The sequence below is a fragment of the Streptomyces sp. NPDC043876 genome, from assembly GCF_056435825.1.
Map to the genome: position 1 here is coordinate 525,008 of NZ_JBWKDV010000003.1, position 22,284 is coordinate 547,291.

Here is a 22,284-nt window from a genome sequence, read left to right on the forward strand (position 1 = left end):
CGTTGGACACTCCGCACGACGCGAGCGATGAGAGATCAGGAGGACCGATGAGCACGGCCGACGAGGGACGGCAGTGGCCGGACGAGGTCAGCGTCGACAACGCCAGGGCGACGCTGCTCCAGCTCCTCGCCCGGGCCGGAGTCCCCTCCGACGACGCGCGGCAGCTCACCGGGCTCCTGGAGGCCGGATCGCTGGCCCTCGCGTACGGGGAACTGACCGGCAGCGGCCGCAGCGTGCCCGGGGACAAGGGCGAGGCGTACGAGGCGGGCTGGCTCGACGGCGCCGGAGACCTCCTCGAGGAACTCGCCGCCCTGACGGAGCGCACCCTGCGCGGCGTCCTGGGGGCCCAGGGCGAGCCGGGGCCGCCCGGGGAGCGCTCGCGGGCCCGGCGCATGGAGGTGGAGCGGGCGCGGGTGGCGCTGACCCCCCTCTACCTGTCGTTCGCGGAGGTCTCGGAGCTGGATCCGGAGGTGACCGACGAGGTGCTCGCGGCCGTCCTCACCACGATGACGCCCCGGCAGCGCGCCGGATACCCCGGCCGCCTGACGGCCTTCGCCACGGCCCACCGGGCGCGGCTGGAACGGCTGTTCGCGGCGTTCGGGCCGGGCAGCACCATCACCGTGCACGGCCGCTATTCGCTCGTCCACTCGGTCACGAGCATCGCCGTGCTGGAGCGGCTCGTCGTCGCGCCGCGGCCGCTGCGGGAGGAATGGGACGCCGCCGAGCTGCCGCCCGCCTGGCTGGACGGCCTGACCACCGCCTGGAACGCCCCGGCCTGACCCCTCCTCCGGTCGATGCGGGTCAGCGCGTCGCGTGCGGGTGGCTCGTACGGCGGGAATACCTTTCATACGCGCGCCGTCGCGTCCTGGTGCCTTGGATGGAAGGGATCACCCATGTCGACATCTGGAGAGCGGCTGTCCGGGCCGCCGGCCGTCGCCGACCCGCCCGCAACGCCGCCCGGGCCGGCGACCACGGAGTGGGCGGTGGGGATGCTGATGGCCGCGACGCCCTGCTCGGCACGGGACGGGCGGCGGATCCTGGCAGCCGCGGCCGACCTCGTCCACGTCACCCCGGAGGCGCTGGCGGTGGCGATGGTGGAGGGGACCCGCGGGACGCCCCTGCCCCGGCACCTCGAACGGGCCCTGCGCCGCGCGGTGGAGGCCGCCCGCACGCCCGCGGCGCCCGAGACGGGGTGGGTGATCCGGCTCGCGCCCGCCAGAACCCGCGCCGAGGAGGTGCTGACGCGGCTGCGGGGCTGCCAGAGCCGTCTCGCGGCCTCGCCCCACGACCCGGGGGCCCTGCGGGCCATGGACGACGCCGCCTACACCCTGTGCGTGCTCATGGGCCGCCGCAGCGTCCACGAGGCCGTCCTGGCGGCCGAGGAGCACCTGGCCAGAACGGCCGCCGCGGAACCGGGCCGCACGGCCGCCCCCGCCGAGCGCGTCGTGGAGGACGGACCGGACGTCCACGACGGCGGGAGCGCGGCGTGCAGGTACTGAGCAGCCGCGTCCTGCTGCGTCCCACGGACCCCGAGCGGTCCCGCGCCTTCTACGGCGGCACCCTCGGCCTCGCCGTGTACCGCGAGTTCGGCACCGGTCCCGAACGCGGCACGGTCTACTTCCTCGGCGGCGGCTTCCTGGAAGTCTCGGGCCGCGCCGAGGAGCCGTCCGCCGGACTCCGGCTGTGGTTCCAGGTCGCGGACGCGCAGGCGGCGTACGAGGACCTGCGCGAGCGGGGTGCCGAGATCCTGAGGCCCCCCGTGCGCGAGCCCTGGGGGCTCGTCGAGATGTGGATCGCCGACCCCGACGGCGTGCGGATCGCCGTGGTCGAGGTGCCGGCGGACCATCCCCTGCGCCTGCGCACCTGACCCGCCCCCGGCCCCGTGCGAAGGTTTCGGCCATCGTCGCGCGGGCCGGGCAGGGGAGGCGCGGCCGCGAGCGGCCCGGTCCCGGGCGGGACGCGGACCCGCGACCCGGGCACATGGGGGCCCCGGGGGTCGAAGTCGGGCCAAGTGTTCAGAACGCCCGAAGAGCGTACGAAGCGCCGTGTTAACGTCACAGAGAGCCACCGGGCATGCACGCTCCGGCTCAACTCGCGCCTGTGGTGGCTCACTTCATCCGTTCCATGATCGTGGTGCCCCGGAAGCCGTGACGCTTCCGGTTCCTGACGCATGTCACGCCGTGCTCCGGCACGCCCGAACGGCAGGAAAGGGAACAGACCATGAACGCATCCCCCGACGAACCGGCCCGCACGCTCACCCCGGACCAGCTGGCGCAGGTCGCACACCGGGGCATCTGGGCGTCGAGCACGACGGTCGACCAGGACGCGGCCCAGGTGGGCCAGGCGCTGGTGGCCACCTTGCGGGGCGACGCCGCGCAAGGCGTACTCCCTCCGGATCTGCAGCAGTTGGCCGCCGAGGTGCGCCGCGTGGCCGACATCGGCTTCCCGCGGATCGAGGCCGAGGGCGGGATCCGGCTCTCCGCGCACACCATCCGGCTCACCACCGGGGAGCGGCGGCCCCTGGTCATCGTGCCCTCCGGCTGGACCCCCTTCGGCTGGGTGCTGTTCGAGTACGCGCACCTCCAACTGGCCCTGCGCGGCTACCACGTGCTCGCCTACACCCCGCGCGGCATGGGACTCACCACGCAGACCCTCAGTGGCGGGTACGTCGACAGCTTCTGGACCTCCGGCGGCACCATCGACGTGGCGGGCCCGCTGGACTGGTCCGACGGTACGACGGTCATGGACTACGCGGAGGAGTACTTCCGGCCCACGTCGATCGGATTCCTCGGCGAGTCCTACGGATCGGGGATCAGCCAGTTGGTCGCGGCGCACGACCCCCGGAACCGGGTCAAGGCGGTCGCCGCCCTGAGCACGTGGGGGAACCTGGCCACCAGCCTGCTGCACCACGACACCCGCCATCTCCAGGCCGTCACCTCCCTGGTCAACTTCACCGGCGGCCCCGTGGAGCGGAAGTTCGACGAGAGGACCCGGCAGATCCTGCGGGACTTTGACGAGGGCACCAACCTTCCCGCCGTACAGGCCTGGGGGGAGGAGCGCGCGCCGGAGACCTACCTCGACCGGACCAACGAGCGCGGCGTCCGCACCTTCTTCTCCAACACCTGGCACGAGACGCTCTTCCCGGTCAACCAACTGCTGGACACCTTCAACGAACTCCGCGTCCCCAAGCGGCTGAACCTGTGGATCGGGGACCACGCGGCCCCCGAGGGCGCCGGGCTGACCCTGCCGCTCAGCGGACCCAACACACCGGTGGCCGAAGCCTTCGCCTGGCTGGACCACCACCTGCTCGGTGTCCGCAACGAGGTGCCGACCTGGTCCCCGGTCAGCCAGCAGGTGATGTTCGGCTACCGCACCGAGACGGACCCCGGCACCGGGCAGCAGGTCATCACGCACCCGGCCCCGCGGGAGGCCGCGCAGAGCTGGGGCGAGGTGACGCACCAGGTCGAGCGGTGGTACCTGGCGGACTCCGCCGACGGGGGCCAGGACGGCGCCCTGACGGCGGAGCCCCTGCCCGGCGCCCCGCGGGAGTTCTTCGCCGGACACCTGACCGAGGCCACCGCGGTCGACGCCGTCATGACCACCGGCCAGGCCGAGTGGAACGGCAACCCGAAGACCTACGAGACCGAGAAGTTCAACCGGCAGCACCTGCTGCTCTGGACCACCGCAGCACTGGCCGGCACCTCCGGCGAGGCGCCGGACGCGCGAACCGCCCGCCGGGTCCGGGGAGTTCCCCGCGTCCAGCTGACCGTGCGGTCCACGGCCGCGTCCGCGACCCTGGTGGCCTACCTCTTCGACGTCGATCCGCAGGAGCACACGGCCCGGATCATCACGCACGAGCCCTACACCCTGACGGACCTCGTCCCGGGCGAGGACACGACCGTGGACTGGGCCCTCCAGGCCGCCGCCTACGACCTGCCCGCCGACCACTGCCTGGCCCTGGTCGTCAACAGCAGGGACCAGCTCTACTCGCACGCCGGCACGGAAGGCAGCACCACCACGATCACCTCGTCCGCCACCGACCCGTCCTACCTGGACCTGCCCCTGGGCTGAGCCCCGTGCCGTTCACGCAAGGGGGTGGTGAGAGGACGCCATCGTGATCCGACCGGGGGTCTAGGGCGTGTTTTAAAAGTCCCGCCTGGCCTGCGGCGTCTGGCACCGCACCTCGCCGCGTTGTCGGGGCGCCCGAGTACTCCAGTACACGGGCGCCCCTCCGCCTTGCGATGCACGGCACCAGACGCCGCAGGCGCGCCCTCCGGGCGCCCGGCGCTACTTTTAAAACACGCCCTAGAGTCACCCCCGTGAACATACCCGTGGCGGTCCGCTGGGCCCTGCTCGCATTCGCCGGCCTGAACCTCTTCTTCGCGCTGAGGGCGCTGCTCCGCATGCGCCGGTCCGGTCCGGGTCACCGGACCGGACCGGGTCTCGACGCCCTCGACCATGCGCTCGGCGCGGCGCTGATCGGCACCCTCGCCGCGGGCGGCGGCCATCCGGCCGTCGTCTTCGGCGTTCTGACCCTGCTCCTTCCGGTGGTGCTCTGGAAGCTCGTCCGCGAAACCCGGGCCCGCCGCGAGGCGGGGCCCGGGACCGCGGCCGACGCCGGTTAGGCCGGCCGCTCAGCGCGGTGCGGGTACGAGCCGGAAGCCGGCGCCGTCGCGCCGCACCAGGCCCGCGGTCGGCGGCGGGAAGTGGCTTCCGAGCAACAGGGTCCCGGTACCGGCGAGTTCGGTCAGGAGCCGGGTCCGGGTGCGCACGGCCGCTTCCGGGTCGGTGTCGACGCAGCTGCACAGGCCGGGGACGGCCAGCTGCACCGGGTGGTGCACGCAGTCACCGGTGATGACCGCGGAGCGTCCGCCGCTGTCCAGGGCCACCGCGAGCTGCCCCGGCGTGTGGCCGGGCGTGGGCAGCAGGGTGAGGCCGGGCAGGAACGGCGTGCCGCCCTCCTTGACGTCCACCAGGTCCAGCAGACCGGCGGCGCGGACCGGTTCGACGGAATCGTCCAGCATCTGGCGCCGGCTCTCCTCCATGTCCACCACCCCCGACCAGTAGGCGTCCTCGGCGGCCGCGCTGACGTAGCGGGCGCGGGGGAAGGTCGGCTGCCAGGAACCGTCCGTGCCCCGGCGGGTGTTCCACCCCACGTGGTCCGCGTGGAGGTGGGTGAGGATCACGTAGTCGACACTCTCCGGCGCGAATCCGGCGGCGGCCAGCCGTTCCGGGTAGGCGGTGTCGAGGTCGTTCCAGGCCGGGTTGGCGCGGGTCTTGCCGTTGCCGATGCCGGTGTCCACGAGGACGCGCAGCCCGTCGATCTCCAGGGCGAAGGTGTGCACGGTCAGGTGGAGTTGCTCGTCCGGACCCGCGAAGGAGGGCTTGAGCCAGTCGAATTCCGCCACCACCTCGGGAGTCGCCCCGGGCAACAACCAGGGGCCGGTGGCGGCGGGGAGTTCGATCTCGTCGACGCGGTGGACGACGATGTCGCCGATCTGCCAGTGGGACACGGGAGTTCTCCTGCGGACGGCTGGGGGAGGGGGCTTGCTGCACCCCTGGGCGAGGGTAGTGCGGGAGGGGGGCGGCCGCCGGAACGGCCTACTTCCTCCCGCTCGCTGCGGCCGGATCCGCGGCGACCGCGGGGAGGACCAGCGCGGACGGGTGGTGGAGCGAGACCACGGACGGTACGAGCCGCACGGCCGTCGCCAGGGGCTCGCCCGTGCCGGTGTTCCGGGCGGCGCGCGGGTGCGCGCCACCGCTGATCTGCAGACGGATCCGGTGTCCGGCGGGGAAGTGGTGGGCGGTGGAACTCATGGCGACCGTGACCGCGGGCGCCTCGGCCGGGCCCGGCGCCGCCTCAGCGGCTTCGGCGGGCCGCAGCCGTCGTATCCCGTCGCAGACGTTCGTCGAGCGGCCCCCGGGGTCGACGTCGCACAGCCGGGCGAAGACGTCGGCGTACCCGCCGTCCACGCCGACGCGTAGCTCCGCGCGCACCGGCCCGAGGATGCGGACCGGCTCGTCGAGCGGGGCGGAGGTGAAGGTCAGTACGTCGTCCCGCGCTTCCAGGGCCGTGTTGTCCCGGCGGCCGGCCCCGGGGGAGAGCAGGGGACCGCCCACCGAGGGCGTCGGATCGGCGGGGTCGTAGCGGAAGGACACCGGCGGCGCGGTGGTGTTCTCGGTCGGCCGGGGGGCGAGGCCGGCGCCGCCGTCGAGGTACCAGCGCCGCTCCCGCCCTGCCGGGGGCCAGTCGGGCAGGTCCAGCCAGGTGTCGTGGCCGCCGAGGTGGACCCGCGCCCCGGTGGCCCGCAGCCCCGACGGATCGTCGCAGAGGTGGGCCCGCAGCCAGGCGAGGCTTTCGGCGAAGACCTCGGGCCAGCCCCGCTGGAGAGCGGAGGTGTGGGTCCACGGGCCGACGAGCAGCGCGGTGTCGCAGCCGGCGCGCCGCAGGCGGTCGTACTGCTGGAGGGTCTGGTCGAGGAGCACGTCGTGCCAGCCGGTGACCAGGCTCGTGGGCACCGCGAGGCGGTCGGCCACCGCTCCCATGTCCGCGCCGTGCCAGTGGGCGTCCGCCGCGTCGGGGTGGGCCATCGCCTCGTCCATGAGCGGCGCGTGGCCGCCCAGGCCGGGTGCGTACGCATCACCCAGGGGGAGGGTGCGCACGATCTTCTTCAGGTGGCGCTGCAGCCGCAGGGTGGCCCGGGCGAAGCGGCGGACTCCCCGGTGCTGGTTGGCCATGCCCATGGTGATGAGCAGGGTGTTCTCCAGGGAGAACGCCCCACCGGGGTGGAAGAAGGCGTGCGGATCGTGCAGGCCGACCTGGACCACCATCGCGCGCAGCTCCGGCGGCGGGTCGAGTGCGAGCGCCCACTGGACGTAGCCGAGGTAGCTGGGGCCGATCGTCCCCAGCACGCCGGTGAACCAGGACTGCCGACGCAGCCAGGCGACGGTGGCCAGGCCGTCCGCGGCCTCGTTGCGCCACAGGTGGAACTCACCGCCGGACCCGCCGGTCCCGCGGCAGCTCTGCAGGACCACGTGGAACCCCTGCTCGGCCAGGAGCACGCCGTACATCGGCGCCCAGGGGAAGCCGCGCCCGTACGGGGAGCGCAGCAGGAGCGTGGGGAAGTCGCCGTCGGTCAGAGGGGAGTAATGGTCCGTCAGCAGCGCGCTGCCGTCCGCGGCGGGCACCGCGAGGCCGGTTGCGCAGGCGATGTCGTGGCGCTTCGGCGGCAGGCCGCGCAGGGACCGCCGCATGAGGCGGACGGAGAGGGGCGGTTTCCGCGCGGCGGACCGGGGCGCGGTGGGCGGGGGTGTCGTGGGCGCGGGCGTCGTCACAGTGCCTCGATTCATGGAGCGGGCAGGTCCGTCAGCGTTCTCGCACTTCTCGTACGGTGTACGAGAATAGCGGATGGTTGGATGGGCGCCGGGAGAGAGGAGGCCACCGTGGCCCGTACAGGAGCATCCGGGGCGTCCGGTGCCTCCGGCAGGTCCGCCGCACCCGGCGGAAAGGCCGGTGGCCGCAAGGCCGGAGTGGATCCGGAGCTGCTCTGGTTGGCACCCGAGCGCCCGAGGCTCGGCCGGCCGCCCACGCACAGCCGCGCCGCGATCACCGAGGAGGCGGTGGCCCTCGCGGACGCCGAGGGGATGGCCGCCGTCACGATGCGCGCCATCGCGACCCGCATCGGCGCCGGAACCATGTCCCTCTACAGCTACGTTCCCAACAAGGAGACGCTGCTGGAGCTGATGGTGGACCGCGTCAGCGGCGACCACCGGATCCCGCCCGCGCCCTCGGGCGACTGGCGCGCCGACCTGCGCCGGCTCGCCCACGAGCAACGTGCCATCATGCGCAGCCACCCCTGGCTGCCCGCGGCGCTCAACACCCGGCAGACCCTCGGGCCCCGGACGCTCAGGGTCGTGGAGTACGCGCTCGCCGTCCTCGAATCCGCCGGACTGGAGGCCGCGGCGCGGCTGGAGACGTTCAGCCTGCTCACGGGTTTCGTGGCGAGCCACGTCGCGTACGAACTCGCTCAGGAAGAGGCGACCGGGACCGCCGACCGTCCGGCCGGTGCACCGGACGACGCACAGGCCCGCTACCTCCAGGGCGTGGTCGCCGCCGGCACCTACCCCCGCCTCGCCGAGGCCCTGGCGGCGACCGCCGGCCGTCCCGCGGCCGCCCCCGAGGACGTGTTCGACCGCCTTCTCGACCGCATGATCACCGGTCTCACGGCACGGGCCTGACCGCCGGGACGGGCCCCCGCGGCCGATGCCACAGCACTAGGGGGTGAGCCACGGGTGCCCAGGATGGACCCGGTCGAGGAGCGCGGCGAGCGTCTGCCGTGCGCTGTCGTCCATCAGCGGCAGGGCGGCGGCGAAGTCCTGCTGGTCCTTCGGGCGCACCGCCTTGGCTTTGAACAGCAGCGCCAGTTCCGGCGCGAGGTAGGGAATGCCGTCCGGTGTGCGGCGGATGACGCTCGTGTAGGGCAGGCGGACCGACGGGTCCCGCCGACAGATCCACGTCGGACCGTCGTGCGGCTCGCGGAACACGTCCACCAGGAAGTCCCCGGTGGACGGGTCGCGCAACCAGGTCTGGTGGGCCCGCCCCGCGGCCTCGGGGGTCAGCTCCCAGATGCGGCCGGATCCCACGACGTCGAAGGCGAGACCGGGGAGCGCGGCCTGGATCTCGGAAAACCGTGCGGCCGGTACCGCGATTTCGAGGTCGCTGTGCGTGCGCGTCGGCTCGCCGACGAACAGATCGATGGCCCAGCCCCCGGCCACGTACCAAGGCACCCGGACGCCTGCCAGCCGGGCGGCGACCTCGGCGGGACTCCAGGCCCGCCCCCAGCGGGCCTCGGCCTCGACTTCGGTGATCTCCGCGCCGCCCGGGGGCAGTTCCTCGCTCATCGGACCACCGTACCGGCGAACCGCCGCCCGGCCCCGCCCCGCCCTGACCGGGCGGGCAGCGCCGCCACGGCGCGACCACGGGCGGGGCGGTCCGCGCCGGAACCCGGACCGTGGGCGACAGTGGTGCCGTGGTGGATGCCGATGACGGGGTATACGGGCTGTACGGGCTGCGGCCGGAAGAGTTCACGGCCGCCCGGGACGCGCTCGCGGCCGAGGCCCGCGCGGCCGGTGACGCGGCGCGGGCCAAGCGCGTCGCGGCCCTGCGCAGACCGGCGCTCGCCGTGTGGGCCGCGAACGTCCTCGCCCGCGCGGACGCGGAGCGGGCCCGGCAGCTGCTGGACCTCGGGCAGGCGCTGCGCGCGGCGCACCGGTCGCCGGCGGGGGAGGAGCTGCGGGAACTGTCCCACCAGCGGCACGTGGTGATCGAGGCGCTGGCCCGCGAGGCCGGCCGCCTGGCGGGTGAGGCGGGGCACCCGGTGTCCGAGGGGGTCCAGCGCGAGGTGGGGGAGATCCTCCACGGGGTCCTGGCCGACCCGGACGCGGGTCAGGACTGGGCGCGGGGCGTCCTGACGAAGGCCCCTTCCCCGGCGGTCGGCTTCACGGGCCTGGAGCCCGCTCCCGCCGCGTCGGCGCGGCCCGCACGTCCGGCGTCCGGCACACCGGCGGCGAAGTCCGCCCGGTCGCCCCGCACGCCGGCCCCGCCCCGGGACCCGAAGGCCGAGGCGCGGGCCCGCGAGGAGGCGGAGCGCACCGCACGGGAGGCGGACCGCACCGCGCGGGAAGCGGAGCGGGCGGCGCGGGAGCTCGCGCGCCTGGATGCCGAGCTGGCCCGGGCCCGTACCGGGGTCGCCGCCGCCGACGAACGGATCGCCGGACTACGGGAACAGCTCGACCGGGCCCGCGAGGAACGCTCCCGGCTCCGTGCCGCCGAGAAGGACCTCGCCGAGCGCCACCGCCGGGCCGCACAGGCCGCGGAGCAGGCCCGTACGGCGGCACGGGAAGCCCGCCGCGCCCTGGACGCCCTGGGCGGCGGGACGCCCCCGGCCTGAGCGCCGACGGACCACGCGGGTGCGCCCTATGCGTCCGGGCCCCGGGCCCGGACGCGTCGGCTGTGGCGGCCGGCCGCGTTCCGCCCCGGCGCGTTCCGCCCCCGGCCGACCCTTGCTACCGCGGCGCAGCCGTGTGCGGGCACAGGGTGCCGGTGGTGGCGGTGCGGATGCGCATGCGCCGCAACAGGTCCCGGGTGGTGCGCAGTTCCTGCGTACTGGACCAGCTGACATCGGGATGGCGGGACCGCAGGTGGGACAGCGCGCGGGTGCCCGCGCCGGTGCTGTGGAGGTCCCCGTCGATCTCGATGCCCGTGATCACGCCCTCCGCGCAGGTGGGGCAGATCCGGTAGCGGACCTGGCCGACCACCCGGCGGATGTGGACCAGCAGCAGGCGTTCCTCCGCGGGGCCGGTGTCGCCGGGAAGGTGGGTGGAGAGGAACTCGATGTCGCGGTACGCGAAGAGCCGGCGGCGTATCCGCCTGCCGAATCCCCGGCGCCGCCGGTGCCGGACCCCCGGCTGTGCCGTGTCGTGGTCGGGCCGCATGGGTGTGCTCGTCGGACGTGCGTGTGCTCCGGACATGCGCCCCGTATACCCAGCCGGAGCCGCCCAACCCTCCCCGCCACCGGCCGGGCCGGGACGGTGTCGAAACGTTACTGCAGAGGCATTGGAGTGAACGCCCGTTCCCCGCGGTGGCCTTGGGGGGTTGGACCGGTCGACGCACCCATTCACGGGAGCGACGTCCTGTACGTCTTTAGGAGAATCATGCGTATGCGTTCTGCTGTGACCGCCTCCGTCCTCGCCGCCGGCATCCTGCTGGGCGGAGCCGGTGCGGCCCTGGCCAACGACGGCGTCGACATCGACTACTTCTCGGGCGGCCACAAGGCCTTCTCGTCCAACTGCTCGTCCGCCGCCGCGGTTCCCGCGAACTTCGGACCGGTCTACACCTCGAACTGCGCGAAGGACGGCGAGGGCGACTGGATCAAGGGCGCGCACCTCGGCAACCGCTGACCCCCGCTGTTCGCTGCGCACCGCCCCCGGGCCTGATCGGGGGCGGTGCGCCGTTGCTGGATTTCCAGCGGCAGCGGCGGCCCGCCGCGGCGGCGCGGAGCTCGTTCGGCTCGATTTGGCCCTGTTTCGTCTCGTGGTGATCTGGAAGTGATCGAAATTCCGTGATCCAGGGGGGTGCGGCGGGGACCGAGGGTGGTGTAGACCATACCCGCGGTAGTCGGTGCGACGAGAGGGTGGATCGAAACGTGCGGAGCAGTTTCCCGAGGTTGAGCGCGGTCGGCGCGGTCTTCTGCCTCGCCTCCCTCACCCTGACGTCGTGCGGGAGCAGTTCGGCCGCGGGTGGAGTGACCCTGCGGATCGTGGCCGCCGAGTACGGGGACACCCCGGCGAACTCCAGCAAGCCCTACTGGGACGACCTCGCGGCGGACTTCGAGAAGGCGAACCCGGGCGTACACGTCAAGGTCGACGTGGTGTCCTGGTCCGAAGTGGACGCCAAGGTCGCGGCCATGGTCAAGGACGGCAAGGCACCCGACATCGCGCAGATCGGCGCCTACGCCGACTACGCGGAGGCCGGGAAGCTCTACACCGCCGACGAACTGCTCTCCGTCAAGACCGAGGCCGACTTCCTGGACCCGCTGGCCGAAGCCGGCAAGGTGCGGGGCAACCAGTACGGCCTGCCGTTCGTGGCCAGCACCCGCCTGCTGTTCTACAACCAGACGCTCCTCGCCGACGCGGGCGTCATCGCCAAGGACGGCTCCGCGTCGTGGCAGCCGAAGACCTGGGCCGACCTCGTGAGCGCGGCGAAGAAGCTGAAGGCCGCCGGCGTGCCGACGCCGTTCGCCCTGCCGCTCGGCCCCGAAGAGGCCCAGGCGGAGTCGATGATGTGGATGCTGTCCGGCGGCGGGGGCTACACGAACGAGTCGGACGGGTACGCGATCGACTCGGCGCAGAACGTGAAGACCTTCGAGTTCCTCCGGGACAAACTGGTCGGCCAGGGCCTCACCGGCCCCGTCCAGCCGGGCCGGCTGGACCGGCAGAGCGCCTTCGACTCCTTCGTCCGCGGCGAGGTGGGCATCCTCAACGGCCACCCGACCCTGGTCAAGCAGGCGCAGGAGAAGGGGATCCGGATCGGCATGGTCCCGCTGCCCACGGAGGACGGTTCCGAGCCGACGGCCATGGGCGTCGCGGACTGGGCGATGGCCTTCCGCAACGGGCACCCCAAGGAGGTCGGCGACTTCCTCGACCGCCTCTACGAGGCGAAGAACGTCTCGGCCTTCACCGGCAAGTACGGGCTGCTGCCCGTCACCACCAGCGGCTACCAGGCCATGACGAAGTCCACCGACCCCGCCACCGCACGGCTCCAGGTCTTCCTCAAGGCACTGCCCTCGTCCCGGCTCTATCCCGTCGGGAAGAAGTCCTGGGCCGGGGTGAGCCAGGACATGAAGCAGAACATCGGCAAAGCCGTGCAGCCGGGGGGACGGCCGCCCGCCGTCCTGGCAGGCATCGCCGCCGCGGCGCACAAGGCCGAGAAGTAGCCGCCGGGAAGCAGAACCGGGAAGCGGCCGCCGGACGCGGTCGGGCCCGTACGCCCGTCACCCCGCGGAGATGCCGGTGATGACGGGATCGCCCAGCGGAGCGGCCTCGGGGCTCAGCCCGGCGCTCCGCAGGGCCGCCGAGGCGAGGGCGAGGGCCTCGCGCTCACCGCTCGCCGTGTCCGGGGCCTCGACTTCGAGGTGCAGCGCGAAGGCCGAGGACCCCGAGTACAGGGACAGGATGTCCAGGTTCTCCTCGACGCCGAGGTCGGTGCTGCGGGGGTCCGCCGGACGGAGCGCGCGGAGCAGCTCTGCACGGGCCTCCGGGGTGAGTTCGGTGAGCAGCGTGCCGGGGACGGTGACGACGTAGAGAGTCATGCGTGAGCGGATGCCCACTCCCGCGGGAGAAATCCCCCTCGGGCGGCGTACCGGCCCCGAGTGGAGTGCCGGGATGACTCGAACGGCCGTCGCAACGCCGCGCGTGCGGCCCGGGACGGCTGGCGCTCGCGATCCCGGGCACACGCGCCCTGGCGGGATCTCCCCGTCGCCCCACCGCGAAGAGGAAGAGGAGGACATCATGCTGCGAGCAGTGGGCTGGGCGCGATCGTTCCCGGTGTCGTCCGGGGTGCGCGCGGCGCGCACCTGGGCGCGGGAGCACCTGGAGACGCTGCCGTGGATCACCGAGGCCCCGGAGACGGCCGACGCGATCCTCCTGACGGTCTCCGAGCTGGTGACGAACGCGCACGTACACGCGCACAGCCCGGCCCAGCTGGTCCTCACCTGGGACAGCCGGTGCCTGCACGTCAGCGTCAGCGACGAGGACGCGCACATCCCCAGCCCCCGGGACCCCAGCGGCACGGCCACGTCAGGCCGTGGACTGGCGATCATCGACGCGCTCTCCGAGACGTGGGACGTGCACGCCCGCCACGGCGGCAAGGCGATCACGGCCTGTTTCCGTCCGCCGCCGGCCGGACCCGACCCGCTCCACGAGCACCCGCGCCCGGAACCGGAGGGGTGAGGGGGCGGGTGCTCGTGGAGCGGGTGACCGGGGCTCAGGCCACCGGGAGGCGCTTCGTGGTGTCGTCGCCCGCCGCCTCCCAGGGCGGGGGCGCCCCCGCGTCGGTCCACGCCGCCAGGGCGTCCCCGTCGACGCAGACGATGCCGCACAGCGCCGCGTACTCCACGGCCGGGGCGGTGAACGAACTGGTGGTCACCAGGATCGCGACGTCCGCCTCGTGGACGGCGAAGCAGGTGCCGCCGAAGCGCTGGAGGTCCTGCGAGCCGACCCGGTTGCCCTCCCCGTAGTGCTTGCACTGGAGGACGAGGCGGACCCCCTCGGCGGTCGTGGCGATGACATCGGCGCCGAGGTCGCCGGCGCCGCCGACCACCTCCACCGCCGTGCACCCGTCCCGCGCGCACAGCGCGGCCACCGCGTGCTCAAAACCGTCGGCGTCGACGGCCTCGTGGTCCAGCGCCCCGGAGTCGATGCCGGGCAGCTCCGGAGCGGGCCCCGCAGCCACCTCCGGCACGTCGAGCGGGTCGAGCGGGCCGGTCGGGTCCGCGGGGAGGTGGCGGGAGCGGGCGGGGCGGCGGCCGGGCGACACCGCCCGCTTCGCCATCGCCACGCCGGCCGCCAGGAAGAGGACCGTGGCGAGCGGCATCAGGAACGGCCTGGCCCCGGCCAGTCCGGTGCTGCGGAGGAAGACGGCCAGGCCTCCGACACAGATGGCCACCAGCCCGACCGCCAGGACCACGTCGCGCGCCAGGGGTGCGGCGCCGCGGCCGGGCCGGCCCGGGGATATGTGTACGTCATGCTCCGAGGACCTCATGCGGGAGCCTCCCTCTCTCGTTCTCACGTGCACGCGCGCCGCGGTCCCGAGCCCTCGGACGGAGGGGCTCGGGACCGCGGCGGACCTCGGTGGTGGTGCGGGTTCAGCGCTCGGCGGCGCCCGCCCGGGTGTCCTCCCCCGTTCTCCTCGGTCTGGCGCGCGGGAGATGTGTTCCCCTCGTCTGGCCGGGAATCCGTGCCTCAAACGGGATGCGGCGGGTGCGATCCGTCACCGCGGGGGATGGACCGTCACTTCGGCAGGCCCAGACCCCGCCGCAGGTCCCGGGGGAGGGCGCGCAGCCGGCCCCGTACGGAGACCGTGCGCCGGCTCCGGGTGTGGTGGTCGAGCTCCTCCAGCAGGCGCTGGGACCGCGTGTCGACGTCCAGCTCGTCGAGGACCCGGTCGATCTCGGTGAGCAGGGCGCCGTGCAGCTGCCAGTGCTCCGGGTCGGCCCTGGCTGCGTCCCGGAGCCGCTCCGCGAGCACGTCGCGGTGGGACCGGGCCACGGCCAGCTCTCCGGTCAGCCGCGCCTCGGCCTCCTCCGCGTTGGCGCTGACCTGGGCGGTGATCAGCTGGGCGAAGCTCTGCACGGCGATCGCGGTGTGGCGCAGCACCTCTTGCAGGGCTGTCGTCGTCCCGGCGTCGAAGTACGGACCGTCGGGACGCGCCTTGGCCAGGTCGGTGAGCGTGCGGCAGGCCACGCGCAGGACGACCGCGCAGATCTCCAGGGTGTCCAGGCCGGTGCGCAGCACCAGCCGGAAGAGCAGCCCCTCCTTCACGCGCGGATTGAGCCGGAGGCTGTCCTCGGCCTGCCGCAGGGCGGCGTCGACCAGGGCGATGTCGTTGTCGAGGCGCCGGGCCTCGTGGAGCCGGGCCGCGGCCTGCGCGACCCTGGTGGGCCCGAGCGGTTCCTCGCCGAGGTGGTCGAGCAGCCCGCTCATGCGCCGTGCGAGGTCGGTGATCGCGGCGCCCGCCGGACCGACCCACAAGGGCGGCGCCAGCAGCAGGTTGACGAGCAGACCGACGACGGCGCCGATGAGCGTCTCCAGGACCCGGTCCCAGGCGGTGTCGGTCACCTGGGTGACACCGAGGACCAGCATGGCGCTGATCGCGACCTCGGGGACGAACTCGTCGACCCGGACGAGGTGACCCACCACCAGCGAGGCCAGGATGAGCAGGCCGAGACTCCACCAGGTGAGACCCACGAGCGCGCTGAAACCGATGGCGATCAGGACACCCACGACCACGGAGTTCACCCGGCGGATGCTGGTCGTCAGGGTCGAGTACAGGGTGACCTGGACGACGAGCAGCGCGGTCAGCGGGGCGGTCAGCGGGCTCGGCTCACTGCTCAGGTGCAGTGCGATGACATAGCTGACGACGGCGGCCGCGGTGGACCGCAGCGCCTGGACGGCGACGGGTTCGCGGCGGCGCCGCGCGACACGGGTGACGAGCCTGCTGATCATTTCCGGCATGTTCCGGTCCTGCCCCGACCTGGCCTGATGACGCGTGTACGGGTGATCCATTCTCTGTCCGCCGACGCGCGGAACGCGACCGGAGCTCGCCCGGCCGGGGCGCGGCCCGGCCCCCGGCGCACGTCTACGGCACCACCGGGCGGGTAGCCGCGCACTGTGTGGCAGTGCGCCCGGGCCGGCCGGAGGTGACCGGACGCGAGGCGCGCGCGGACAGGGAGAGGACGGGGACCATGGAGAGCAGGCAGCGCGGGCCCGGCGAGGGACGCGAGGAACAGGCGCAGAAACATCCCGGCCCGGATCCGGTGCACCCGGAGGCGAGCAAGCCGGGCGCCCGCGTCGGCAAGAGCCCCCAGGACGTACGGAGGATGCAGGAGCGGAGGACGGAACGCGACCTCGACCGCGACCGCTCCCGCGAGGGCGGCGGCGACAGAGGGCGGGGTCGGGGCCACGGCTGACGGCGGACCCGCCCCCGGAGCTTCGCCCGGCGTATTGCTGCGGAAGCGGACCGGCCCGCCGCGAAGACGTTCTTCGCGGCGGGCCGGTCCGTGCGTGCGGGTCGTACCGGGTCAGGCGTGGCTGTGGTGACGACGGTTGCCGGTGACCAGACGGTAGACGGCGAGGAGGATCACGGAGCCGATGATGGCGGCGATCCAGGTGGAGAGGTCGAAGAAGCCGTCGATCGAGTCGACGCCGAATATGACCTTGCCGAGCCAGCCGCCGAGCAGGCCGCCCGCGATGCCGATGAGCATCGTGATGATGAGGCCGCCCGGGTCCTTGCCCGGCATCAGCGCCTTCGCGATGAGGCCGGCGAACAGTCCGATGAGGATCCAAGCGATGATGCCCATGATGCGTCTCCTACCTCTGTGGATAAGGCTGGTGTCAGGCTTCGTCTGCGCCGTTTGACGCGCTTCAAACGTCCGGACCGCCGGCCTCTGGCCCGGCGGCGAGCGCCGCCCGGGCCGCCCCCTCCGCATGCCGCCTGGCCGGGAGGGCAGACGCACGTCACCCTGAGACCTGAGCAATAGGTGGCGGAATGCGAAGTGTGGGCGTGGAAGAGGAGCTGCTGCTGGTCGACGGCCGCAGCGGTGCTCCGGTGGCCGTTTCCGGAGCGGTGCTGGCTGCGGCTCAGCGGTCCGTCTGGCTCCGGCCGGACGGCGATGCCGAGGAGCAGGGCGAGCACGAGGAGTTCGAGAAGGAGCTGCAGAAGGAACAGCTGGAATTCGCCACCCGGCCGGTGACGGAGATGGGCCGCCTCCAGGAGGAGATCCGCCGGTGCCGCGGCGAAGCCGCCCGGTACGCGGAGTCCTGCGGGGCGCAAGTGGCCGCCCTCGCCACCTCGCCGCTGCCCGTCCGACCGTCGCTGAACACGGGCACGCGCTACCGCTGGATGGGCGAGCAGTTCGGCCTCACCGCGCAGGAGCAGCTGACCTGCGGCTGCCACGTCCACGTGTCGGTCGAGTCGGACGAGGAGGGCGTCGCCGTACTCGACCGGATACGGCCCTGGCTGCCCGTGCTCACCGCGATGAGCGCGAATTCACCGTTCTGGCAGGGCGAGGACAGCGGGTACGGAAGCTACCGCAGCAGGGTCTGGAACCGCTGGCCCTCGGCCGGGCCGGTGGACGTCTTCGGCTCCGCCGACCGCTACCACGAGCAGGTCCAGGCCATGATCGACACGGGTGTGCTGCGGGACAAGGGCATGATCTACTTCGACGCCCGGCTGTCGGCGAACTACCCGACGGTCGAAATCCGGGTCGCGGACGTCTGCCTGGACTCCGCCACGCCCGTCCTGCTGGCGGCCCTCGTGCGCGGCCTGGTCGAGACGGCGGCCCGCGCCTGGCGCAGCGGCGAACCACCGGCCCGGATCGGCACGGGCCTGCTGCGGCTGGCCTCCTGGCGTGCGGGGCGTTCGGGTCTCGACGGGCCCCTGCTCCACCCCGAAACGATGCGCGAGACGTCCGCGGCCCATGCCGTCGAAGCCCTCCACCAGCACGTGCGCGAGGCGCTGGTGGACCACGGGGACGACGAGCGGGTCCGGGAGGGGATCGCCCGGCTGCGGGAACACGGGAACGGCGCGCGCGTCCAACGGAAGCTCCTGGCCGACGAAGGCACCCTGGCCGGGGTCGTCACCCGGTGCGCCGAGCTGACGATCCGGTGAGCGGTGGCCTCCCGGCCGCGACGGCGGGGAGGCCACCGCTCCGGCGGGCCGCGGAGCGCGGCCCCGCCCGGACGCGGCACCGCGAGGACGCGGACCTCAGCCGGCCAGGGCGACGAGCCGCGGGTAGTCCAGCTGGTCCGGCCGCCGGGCCGTGAGGTGGGTGTGGGAGCCCGAGAGGTACTCCTTCAAGGTGGTGTAGGCGGGCGCGTACGAATCCTCCTGGGCCCCCGACGCGGGCGGGGCCCAGAGGATCAGGAGCTGTTCGTTGCGGCGCGTACCCTCCGGGCTGGCGAAGCACAGCTCGTGCACGATCAGGCGCGCCTCGCCGGGGGGCAGGGCCCGCTGGAGCTCGTCATGGGTGAGGTTGCCCTCGACCTCCACTTCCAGGTCTCCCGGCACGGGGGTGTCCGCTTCGGCGAGACCTTCCGCGAGACGCAGGATCACGGTGTTGACCTCCCGTGCCTCCCGCAGGTGCCGCAGGGCCTCCACGCCCTCGTCCGAAACGCCGCTCAAGCTGCTCACGGGGTCTCCTTTTCGCTCGTGGCCGCACTTGGAGGGTCAACGACACGGGCCCGGTGGAGGATGCGCGGCCCGTTCGGGGAAGTTTCGCGCGCATGGCCCGGAAACTCCGGGGCAAGCGGTGCTTCGGAGGTTGATAACAATGGTTCCCCTGCTTCTCGTTCTTCTGCTGGCCCTGATTCTCTTCGGCGCGGGTTTCGCGGTGAAGGTGCTCTGGTGGGTCGCGATCGCCGTTCTGGTCTTGTGGCTGGTGGGCTTCGTGGCACGCCCGAAGGGCGGCAGCGGACGCTGGTACCGCTGGTAGCGGACGGGTGTCCCCGGGGTTCGCGTGAGCGGAATTCAGTCCCGCGCGTCCCCGTGCATGATGCAGGAAAAGCGTGTGCGACGTAATAAGAGACAGAGGAGAAAGGGGGAGTGAATGAGGAAAGCGACACGCTTTCACATTCCCCCTTCCTGCTCGCTGTGACCCGAGGAGTTGTTTTCGCATGGCACAGAATGTGTGGGGCTACCGTGAGACGTCGGGCCACCTGGCCGGCGCGGATCTGACGGGCTACAAGGTCGAGGCGACCGACGGTTCGATCGGCAAGGTCGACAAGCACTCCGACGACGTCGGTTCCGCGTACATCGTGGTCGACACCGGCCCGTGGATCTTCGGCAAGGAAGTCCTCCTGCCCGCCGGCACGGTCTCCCGGATCGACGCCGAGGAAGGGAAGATCTACGTGGACCGGACGAAGGAGCAGATCAAGAACGCTCCCGAGTTCGACAAGGAGAAGCACCTCGGCGACCTGGACTACCACCGCCAGGTCGGCGGCTACTACGAGGGACCGCACCGCCTCTGACCCGGGGCGGTACCGGACCTGCACCGCAGGGCGGGGGCGACAGCGAAGGCTGTCGCCCCCGCCCTGCGGCCGTGTCGGCCCCACGTCCCCTACGACCGCACGTCGCCCGGCGGGTCCGGGTCCACGGCGAAGAGGGGCAGGGTGCCGGTCACCTCCAGGAGGCGCTGGAACTGCGGCCGGGGAGCGGCCAGGCGGATGACGGTGTCGCTCGCCCGCGCCGCGCGCCGCGCCCTGAGCAGGGTGTTGAGGGCCGCGGAATCGCAGAAGGCGAGGCCGCTGCAGTCGACGACCACCGGCCTGTCCGGCGAGGCGTGGGCGAGGGCCTCGCTGAGGGCGAAGTCGAATGAGGGCGCGAGGTCCAGGTCCATCTCGCCGAGCGGCCTGACCGCGACGGTGTGCTCCAGGACCTCGACGGCGATGTCCCGGCCGCCGGGGCCCCGGAGGTGGTGTTCGGCCATGATGGCTCACTCCTTCGCAAGAGGGCGCGGCCGCGGCGCCTGCGGGTCAGCGGGCGCTTCCGGGCGCCGGGGCGCCGGTGTCACGTGCTGCGCTGGTCGTGGGTGTCCTGGCGGAGTCGGTCGGTGTGCCGGGTCAACGCGTCGATGCGCTCGGCGAGTTCGGCGTCCTCGGGCCTCAGGTGGGCCCGGGAGTCGCTCAGGGGGCGTACGAGGCGGGCGGCGTCGTCGTGCGCGAGGGCGAGGTTCAGCTCGTCGACCGCCCCCTCGGCGCCCGCGGGCAGGCCGGTGAGGGAGGTGACCTGGCCCGCGAGCCGGCGCAGGCTCGCGGCGTTGCCGCGCGCCCAGGCGGTCACCGTACGGTCGGCGGCGCGGGTGTCGCGGGTCGCCTGGACGCGTTCCTCGCCGGTACTGCCCGCGGTTCCCGGGCGCAGACGCAGGTAACGGCGTTCGGCGGCCTGCCTACTGGCCACACCGAGGGGTCCGGCGAGCTCGGCCCAGCTCGCGCCCCGCCCGCGGGCGGTCTCGATCAGCCCGCTCTCCCATCCCGCGAGCTGCTCCCGGACCTCGCGCAGCATCAGCAGCGCGGCCAGCGCCGGGTGCGGTCCCGAATCCGCCTCCGCCGCGGTATCCGCCGACACCCCCGTTCCGGCGTGCGGGTCCTGCGCCGCCCTGACGGCCCGGTCGATGGTCTCCAGTGCCGCCGCGGCCGCGAGGAAGGGGACCTGGGGACGCGGACCGGCGGACTCCTCCGGCGGCGCGGAGGCCTTCGATGACGCGGACGCCTTCGGCGGCGCGGCTCCGGGCCGCGGGGCGGACCCCGGCGGCCGGGCGGCGGGGTCCTGCGGTCGGGTGGATCTTCTCGGGCGGGCGGACTCGGTCATGACGCACTCCGTCGCATTGTCATCCTCTCGACGACACCCTGCTTGTCATCGTTTCGATGACATGTTACAACGGAAGCACGTTGAAGCGCATTGGCAGTTCCTGCCTGAACCAACTGGAGGTGTTTCGCGATGTTGATGCGCACTGACCCGTTCCGCGAGATGGACCGGATCGTCCAGCAGCTGTCGGGTACGTCGGGCACGTGGTCGAAGCCGTCCGTGATGCCGATGGACGCCTACCGCCAGGGCGACGTCTACGTCATCGCCTTCGACCTCCCCGGAGTGAGCACCGACGCGATCGACGTCGACGTCGAGCGGAACATGCTGACGGTCAAGGCCGAGCGCCGCCCCACCGGAAAGTCCGACGGTGTGCAGATGGAACTCTCCGAGCGGCCCCTCGGCGTCTTCTCCCGCCAGGTCATGCTGGCCGACACCCTCGACACCGAGCACATCGAAGCCGACTACGACGCGGGTGTCCTGACCCTGCGGATCCCGATCGCCGAGCGCGCCAAGCCGCGCAAGATCAGCATCGGTGGCGAGTCCGGCCGCAAGGAGATCTCCGGCTGACCGGCGACAGACTGCCGCCCGGCCCGGCCCCGGCCCGCCGGGCGGCACCGGCGGCGGAGGACGGAAAGCTGCCCCCCTCCGGCACCCGTCCTCCGTACCGCCCGCCCCTTGCCCCCGAACCCCTCCCCGGAGGTGACGTGATGCCGATGCTCAGGGAGGCTTTCCTCGCCCACGTCCAGGAACGCGGCGAGTACACGACCGAGGCGGAAGCCGACCGCGTCGCCCGCGTGGTCCTGGCGCTGCTGGGCGCCCACCTCGTCGGCACGGTGCGCGCCGAGCTGGCGGCCCGGCTCCCCGAGACCTACGCCCTGATCCTGCTCAACCCGCTCCAAGCCGCAGAACCGCTCTCACCCGACCGCTTCGTCCGCGCCACCGCGGCCTGGATCGAAGGGGCCACCGAGAAGACGGCGCTCTGGGACATCGGCGCCGTCCTGTCGACCGTGTCCGCCGCGGCGGGCGCCGACCTCACGCGCGAGGTCCTGCTCCAGCTTCCGCCCGGTTACGAACTCCTCTTCGGCCACCCCCACTCCGGCTGAGCGCCCCGACGCGCCGGGCCCGGGGGAACCACCCCTCGACGAGAAAGGCAACCGCAGCACCATGTTCGACCAGCGACCGTACGACCAGCCCCGACGGTACGAGCAGCCGGGAGCGGACGGGTCCACGCTCGCCATGACCTTCGACCAGATGTTGGAGCGCGTGCGCTACGAAGGCGCCTACCCCACCCGCGCACGCGCGGAGGCCGCGATCCGCAACGTCCTGGCCGCCCTCGGCCGACAGCTGACCGGTGACGCCCGCGTCGACCTCGCCCGCCGCCTCCCGGTCGAGGCGGCCCTCGCCCTGACGGCATCGGCTCCGGCCGCCGAACAGCTCACGGGCTGGGGCTTCGTCAAGGGTCTCGCCGCCGCTACGGGTGCCACGCCGGCCACCGCCCGCTGGGACGCCGGAGCCGTCCTCGCCCCCGTGGCCGCCCTCGCCGGTCCCGACCTCCTGGCCCGCATCCTCCAGCAGCTGCCCGACGGCTACGCGCTCCTCTTCGGCCAGGCACAGCTGCGACGGCCGCGGGCCGCCGCCTGACG

The 22,284-nt window shown here is 73.3% G+C and carries 28 protein-coding genes; 17 read left to right on the plus strand and 11 right to left on the minus strand.

Annotated elements, in window-relative coordinates; all coding sequences use genetic code 11:
- The first annotated feature begins 47 nt into the window (after window positions 1-47).
- The 5 genes from AC0693_RS11815 (at window position 48) to AC0693_RS11835 (ending at window position 4,625) form a co-directional block, all read left to right on the plus strand.
- Window positions 48-779, plus strand: a complete 732-nt coding sequence (locus tag AC0693_RS11815; protein WP_478801623.1) for a hypothetical protein — start codon at window positions 48-50, stop codon at window positions 777-779.
- 114 nt (window positions 780-893) lie between these two features.
- The gene (locus AC0693_RS11820) at window positions 894-1,499 is read left to right on the plus strand and encodes a DUF5133 domain-containing protein (RefSeq protein ID WP_478801624.1); all 606 of its coding nucleotides are present in this window, start codon (window positions 894-896) and stop codon (window positions 1,497-1,499) included.
- Window positions 1,487-1,867 carry a VOC family protein gene (locus tag AC0693_RS11825; RefSeq protein ID WP_468465953.1) on the plus strand — a complete coding sequence of 127 codons (381 nt, stop codon included), beginning with the start codon at window positions 1,487-1,489 and terminating at the stop codon, window positions 1,865-1,867. The genes AC0693_RS11820 and AC0693_RS11825 overlap by 13 nt, the downstream gene beginning before the upstream one ends.
- 353 nt (window positions 1,868-2,220) lie before the next feature.
- Complete coding sequence (locus tag AC0693_RS11830; RefSeq protein ID WP_478801625.1) at window positions 2,221-4,071, plus strand: alpha/beta fold hydrolase; 1,851 nt, start codon at window positions 2,221-2,223, stop codon at window positions 4,069-4,071.
- A gap of 248 nt (window positions 4,072-4,319) precedes the next feature.
- Window positions 4,320-4,625, plus strand: coding sequence for a hypothetical protein (locus AC0693_RS11835; RefSeq protein ID WP_468465949.1), 306 nt, complete (start codon window positions 4,320-4,322; stop codon window positions 4,623-4,625).
- Between the two features lie 9 nt (window positions 4,626-4,634).
- On the opposite strand, the gene AC0693_RS11840 is transcribed toward AC0693_RS11835, so the two are convergent.
- Window positions 4,635-5,513 (minus strand): MBL fold metallo-hydrolase, encoded by an 879-nt coding sequence (locus AC0693_RS11840; protein ID WP_478801626.1) that lies wholly within the window; start codon window positions 5,511-5,513, stop codon window positions 4,635-4,637.
- An 88-nt stretch (window positions 5,514-5,601) separates the two neighbouring features.
- Window positions 5,602-7,254: a CocE/NonD family hydrolase gene (locus tag AC0693_RS11845; RefSeq protein ID WP_478801627.1), complete on the minus strand. Its 1,653-nt coding sequence runs from the start codon at window positions 7,252-7,254 to the stop codon at window positions 5,602-5,604.
- Between the two features lie 189 nt (window positions 7,255-7,443).
- Between AC0693_RS11845 and AC0693_RS11850 the strand changes: the two genes are divergently transcribed.
- Window positions 7,444-8,238 (plus strand): TetR/AcrR family transcriptional regulator, encoded by a 795-nt coding sequence (locus AC0693_RS11850; protein WP_478801628.1) that lies wholly within the window; start codon window positions 7,444-7,446, stop codon window positions 8,236-8,238.
- Window positions 8,239-8,274: 36 nt separating this feature from the next.
- On the opposite strand, the gene AC0693_RS11855 is transcribed toward AC0693_RS11850, so the two are convergent.
- On the minus strand, window positions 8,275-8,901 hold the full coding sequence (locus tag AC0693_RS11855) for a nucleotidyltransferase domain-containing protein (RefSeq protein WP_478801629.1): 627 nt from the start codon (window positions 8,899-8,901) through the stop codon (window positions 8,275-8,277).
- A gap of 128 nt (window positions 8,902-9,029) precedes the next feature.
- On the opposite strand from AC0693_RS11855, the gene AC0693_RS11860 reads away from it, so the two are divergent.
- The gene (locus AC0693_RS11860) at window positions 9,030-9,950 is read left to right on the plus strand and encodes a hypothetical protein (RefSeq protein ID WP_478801630.1); all 921 of its coding nucleotides are present in this window, start codon (window positions 9,030-9,032) and stop codon (window positions 9,948-9,950) included.
- A gap of 115 nt (window positions 9,951-10,065) precedes the next feature.
- Here AC0693_RS11860 and AC0693_RS11865 read toward each other — a convergent pair whose 3' ends face one another.
- The gene (locus AC0693_RS11865; RefSeq protein ID WP_478801631.1) at window positions 10,066-10,530 is read right to left on the minus strand and encodes a hypothetical protein; all 465 of its coding nucleotides are present in this window, start codon (window positions 10,528-10,530) and stop codon (window positions 10,066-10,068) included.
- A gap of 189 nt (window positions 10,531-10,719) precedes the next feature.
- Between AC0693_RS11865 and AC0693_RS11870 the strand changes: the two genes are divergently transcribed.
- Together AC0693_RS11870 and AC0693_RS11875 are read left to right on the plus strand one after the other, a co-directional pair.
- Window positions 10,720-10,959 carry a hypothetical protein gene (locus tag AC0693_RS11870; protein WP_469316722.1) on the plus strand — a complete coding sequence of 80 codons (240 nt, stop codon included), beginning with the start codon at window positions 10,720-10,722 and terminating at the stop codon, window positions 10,957-10,959.
- Window positions 10,960-11,192: 233 nt separating this feature from the next.
- A complete protein-coding gene (locus AC0693_RS11875; RefSeq protein ID WP_478801632.1) occupies window positions 11,193-12,494 on the plus strand; it encodes an extracellular solute-binding protein in 1,302 nt (433 codons plus the stop codon).
- 57 nt (window positions 12,495-12,551) lie between these two features.
- Here AC0693_RS11875 and AC0693_RS11880 read toward each other — a convergent pair whose 3' ends face one another.
- Complete coding sequence (locus tag AC0693_RS11880; RefSeq protein ID WP_468465931.1) at window positions 12,552-12,869, minus strand: hypothetical protein; 318 nt, start codon at window positions 12,867-12,869, stop codon at window positions 12,552-12,554.
- A gap of 199 nt (window positions 12,870-13,068) precedes the next feature.
- On the opposite strand from AC0693_RS11880, the gene AC0693_RS11885 reads away from it, so the two are divergent.
- Window positions 13,069-13,509, plus strand: a complete 441-nt coding sequence (locus tag AC0693_RS11885) for an ATP-binding protein (protein ID WP_468465929.1) — start codon at window positions 13,069-13,071, stop codon at window positions 13,507-13,509.
- 34 nt (window positions 13,510-13,543) lie between these two features.
- On the opposite strand, the gene AC0693_RS11890 is transcribed toward AC0693_RS11885, so the two are convergent.
- The gene (locus AC0693_RS11890; RefSeq protein WP_478801633.1) at window positions 13,544-14,320 is read right to left on the minus strand and encodes a restriction endonuclease; all 777 of its coding nucleotides are present in this window, start codon (window positions 14,318-14,320) and stop codon (window positions 13,544-13,546) included.
- 248 nt (window positions 14,321-14,568) lie between these two features.
- Complete coding sequence (locus AC0693_RS11895; RefSeq protein ID WP_469335528.1) at window positions 14,569-15,792, minus strand: FUSC family protein; 1,224 nt, start codon at window positions 15,790-15,792, stop codon at window positions 14,569-14,571.
- Between the two features lie 230 nt (window positions 15,793-16,022).
- Here AC0693_RS11895 and AC0693_RS11900 point away from each other — a divergent pair, with 230 nt between their 5' ends.
- Window positions 16,023-16,247: a hypothetical protein gene (locus AC0693_RS11900; protein ID WP_478801634.1), complete on the plus strand. Its 225-nt coding sequence runs from the start codon at window positions 16,023-16,025 to the stop codon at window positions 16,245-16,247.
- A 111-nt stretch (window positions 16,248-16,358) separates the two neighbouring features.
- Here the strand turns inward: AC0693_RS11900 and AC0693_RS11905 are convergent, their stop codons facing one another.
- Window positions 16,359-16,637: a GlsB/YeaQ/YmgE family stress response membrane protein gene (locus AC0693_RS11905; protein ID WP_468465921.1), complete on the minus strand. Its 279-nt coding sequence runs from the start codon at window positions 16,635-16,637 to the stop codon at window positions 16,359-16,361.
- A gap of 188 nt (window positions 16,638-16,825) precedes the next feature.
- Between AC0693_RS11905 and AC0693_RS11910 the strand changes: the two genes are divergently transcribed.
- Entirely contained in the window at window positions 16,826-17,947 is a 1,122-nt protein-coding gene (locus AC0693_RS11910) for a glutamate--cysteine ligase (protein WP_469316728.1), read from the plus strand.
- Between the two features lie 96 nt (window positions 17,948-18,043).
- Here the strand turns inward: AC0693_RS11910 and AC0693_RS11915 are convergent, their stop codons facing one another.
- Window positions 18,044-18,469, minus strand: a complete 426-nt coding sequence (locus tag AC0693_RS11915; RefSeq protein ID WP_478801635.1) for an actin depolymerization factor/cofilin- and gelsolin-like domain-containing protein — start codon at window positions 18,467-18,469, stop codon at window positions 18,044-18,046.
- A gap of 139 nt (window positions 18,470-18,608) precedes the next feature.
- Between AC0693_RS11915 and AC0693_RS11920 the strand changes: the two genes are divergently transcribed.
- Both AC0693_RS11920 and AC0693_RS11925 read left to right on the plus strand, forming a co-directional pair.
- Window positions 18,609-18,770, plus strand: coding sequence for a hydrophobic protein (locus AC0693_RS11920; protein ID WP_125603700.1), 162 nt, complete (start codon window positions 18,609-18,611; stop codon window positions 18,768-18,770).
- 181 nt (window positions 18,771-18,951) lie between these two features.
- Window positions 18,952-19,305, plus strand: a complete 354-nt coding sequence (locus tag AC0693_RS11925; RefSeq protein ID WP_468465914.1) for a PRC-barrel domain-containing protein — start codon at window positions 18,952-18,954, stop codon at window positions 19,303-19,305.
- 89 nt (window positions 19,306-19,394) lie between these two features.
- Here the strand turns inward: AC0693_RS11925 and AC0693_RS11930 are convergent, their stop codons facing one another.
- Entirely contained in the window at window positions 19,395-19,763 is a 369-nt protein-coding gene (locus AC0693_RS11930; RefSeq protein WP_469335532.1) for an STAS domain-containing protein, read from the minus strand.
- 80 nt (window positions 19,764-19,843) lie between these two features.
- Window positions 19,844-20,644 (minus strand): HSP18 transcriptional regulator, encoded by an 801-nt coding sequence (locus AC0693_RS11935; RefSeq protein WP_469316730.1) that lies wholly within the window; start codon window positions 20,642-20,644, stop codon window positions 19,844-19,846.
- 129 nt (window positions 20,645-20,773) lie between these two features.
- Between AC0693_RS11935 and AC0693_RS11940 the strand changes: the two genes are divergently transcribed.
- The 3 genes from AC0693_RS11940 (at window position 20,774) to AC0693_RS11950 (ending at window position 22,282) form a co-directional block, all read left to right on the plus strand.
- The gene (locus tag AC0693_RS11940; RefSeq protein WP_469335535.1) at window positions 20,774-21,208 is read left to right on the plus strand and encodes an Hsp20/alpha crystallin family protein; all 435 of its coding nucleotides are present in this window, start codon (window positions 20,774-20,776) and stop codon (window positions 21,206-21,208) included.
- A 140-nt stretch (window positions 21,209-21,348) separates the two neighbouring features.
- Complete coding sequence (locus tag AC0693_RS11945) at window positions 21,349-21,744, plus strand: DUF2267 domain-containing protein (protein ID WP_469335537.1); 396 nt, start codon at window positions 21,349-21,351, stop codon at window positions 21,742-21,744.
- Window positions 21,745-21,877: 133 nt separating this feature from the next.
- The gene (locus AC0693_RS11950; RefSeq protein ID WP_469316936.1) at window positions 21,878-22,282 is read left to right on the plus strand and encodes a DUF2267 domain-containing protein; all 405 of its coding nucleotides are present in this window, start codon (window positions 21,878-21,880) and stop codon (window positions 22,280-22,282) included.
- The last annotated feature ends 2 nt before the right edge of the window (window positions 22,283-22,284 follow it).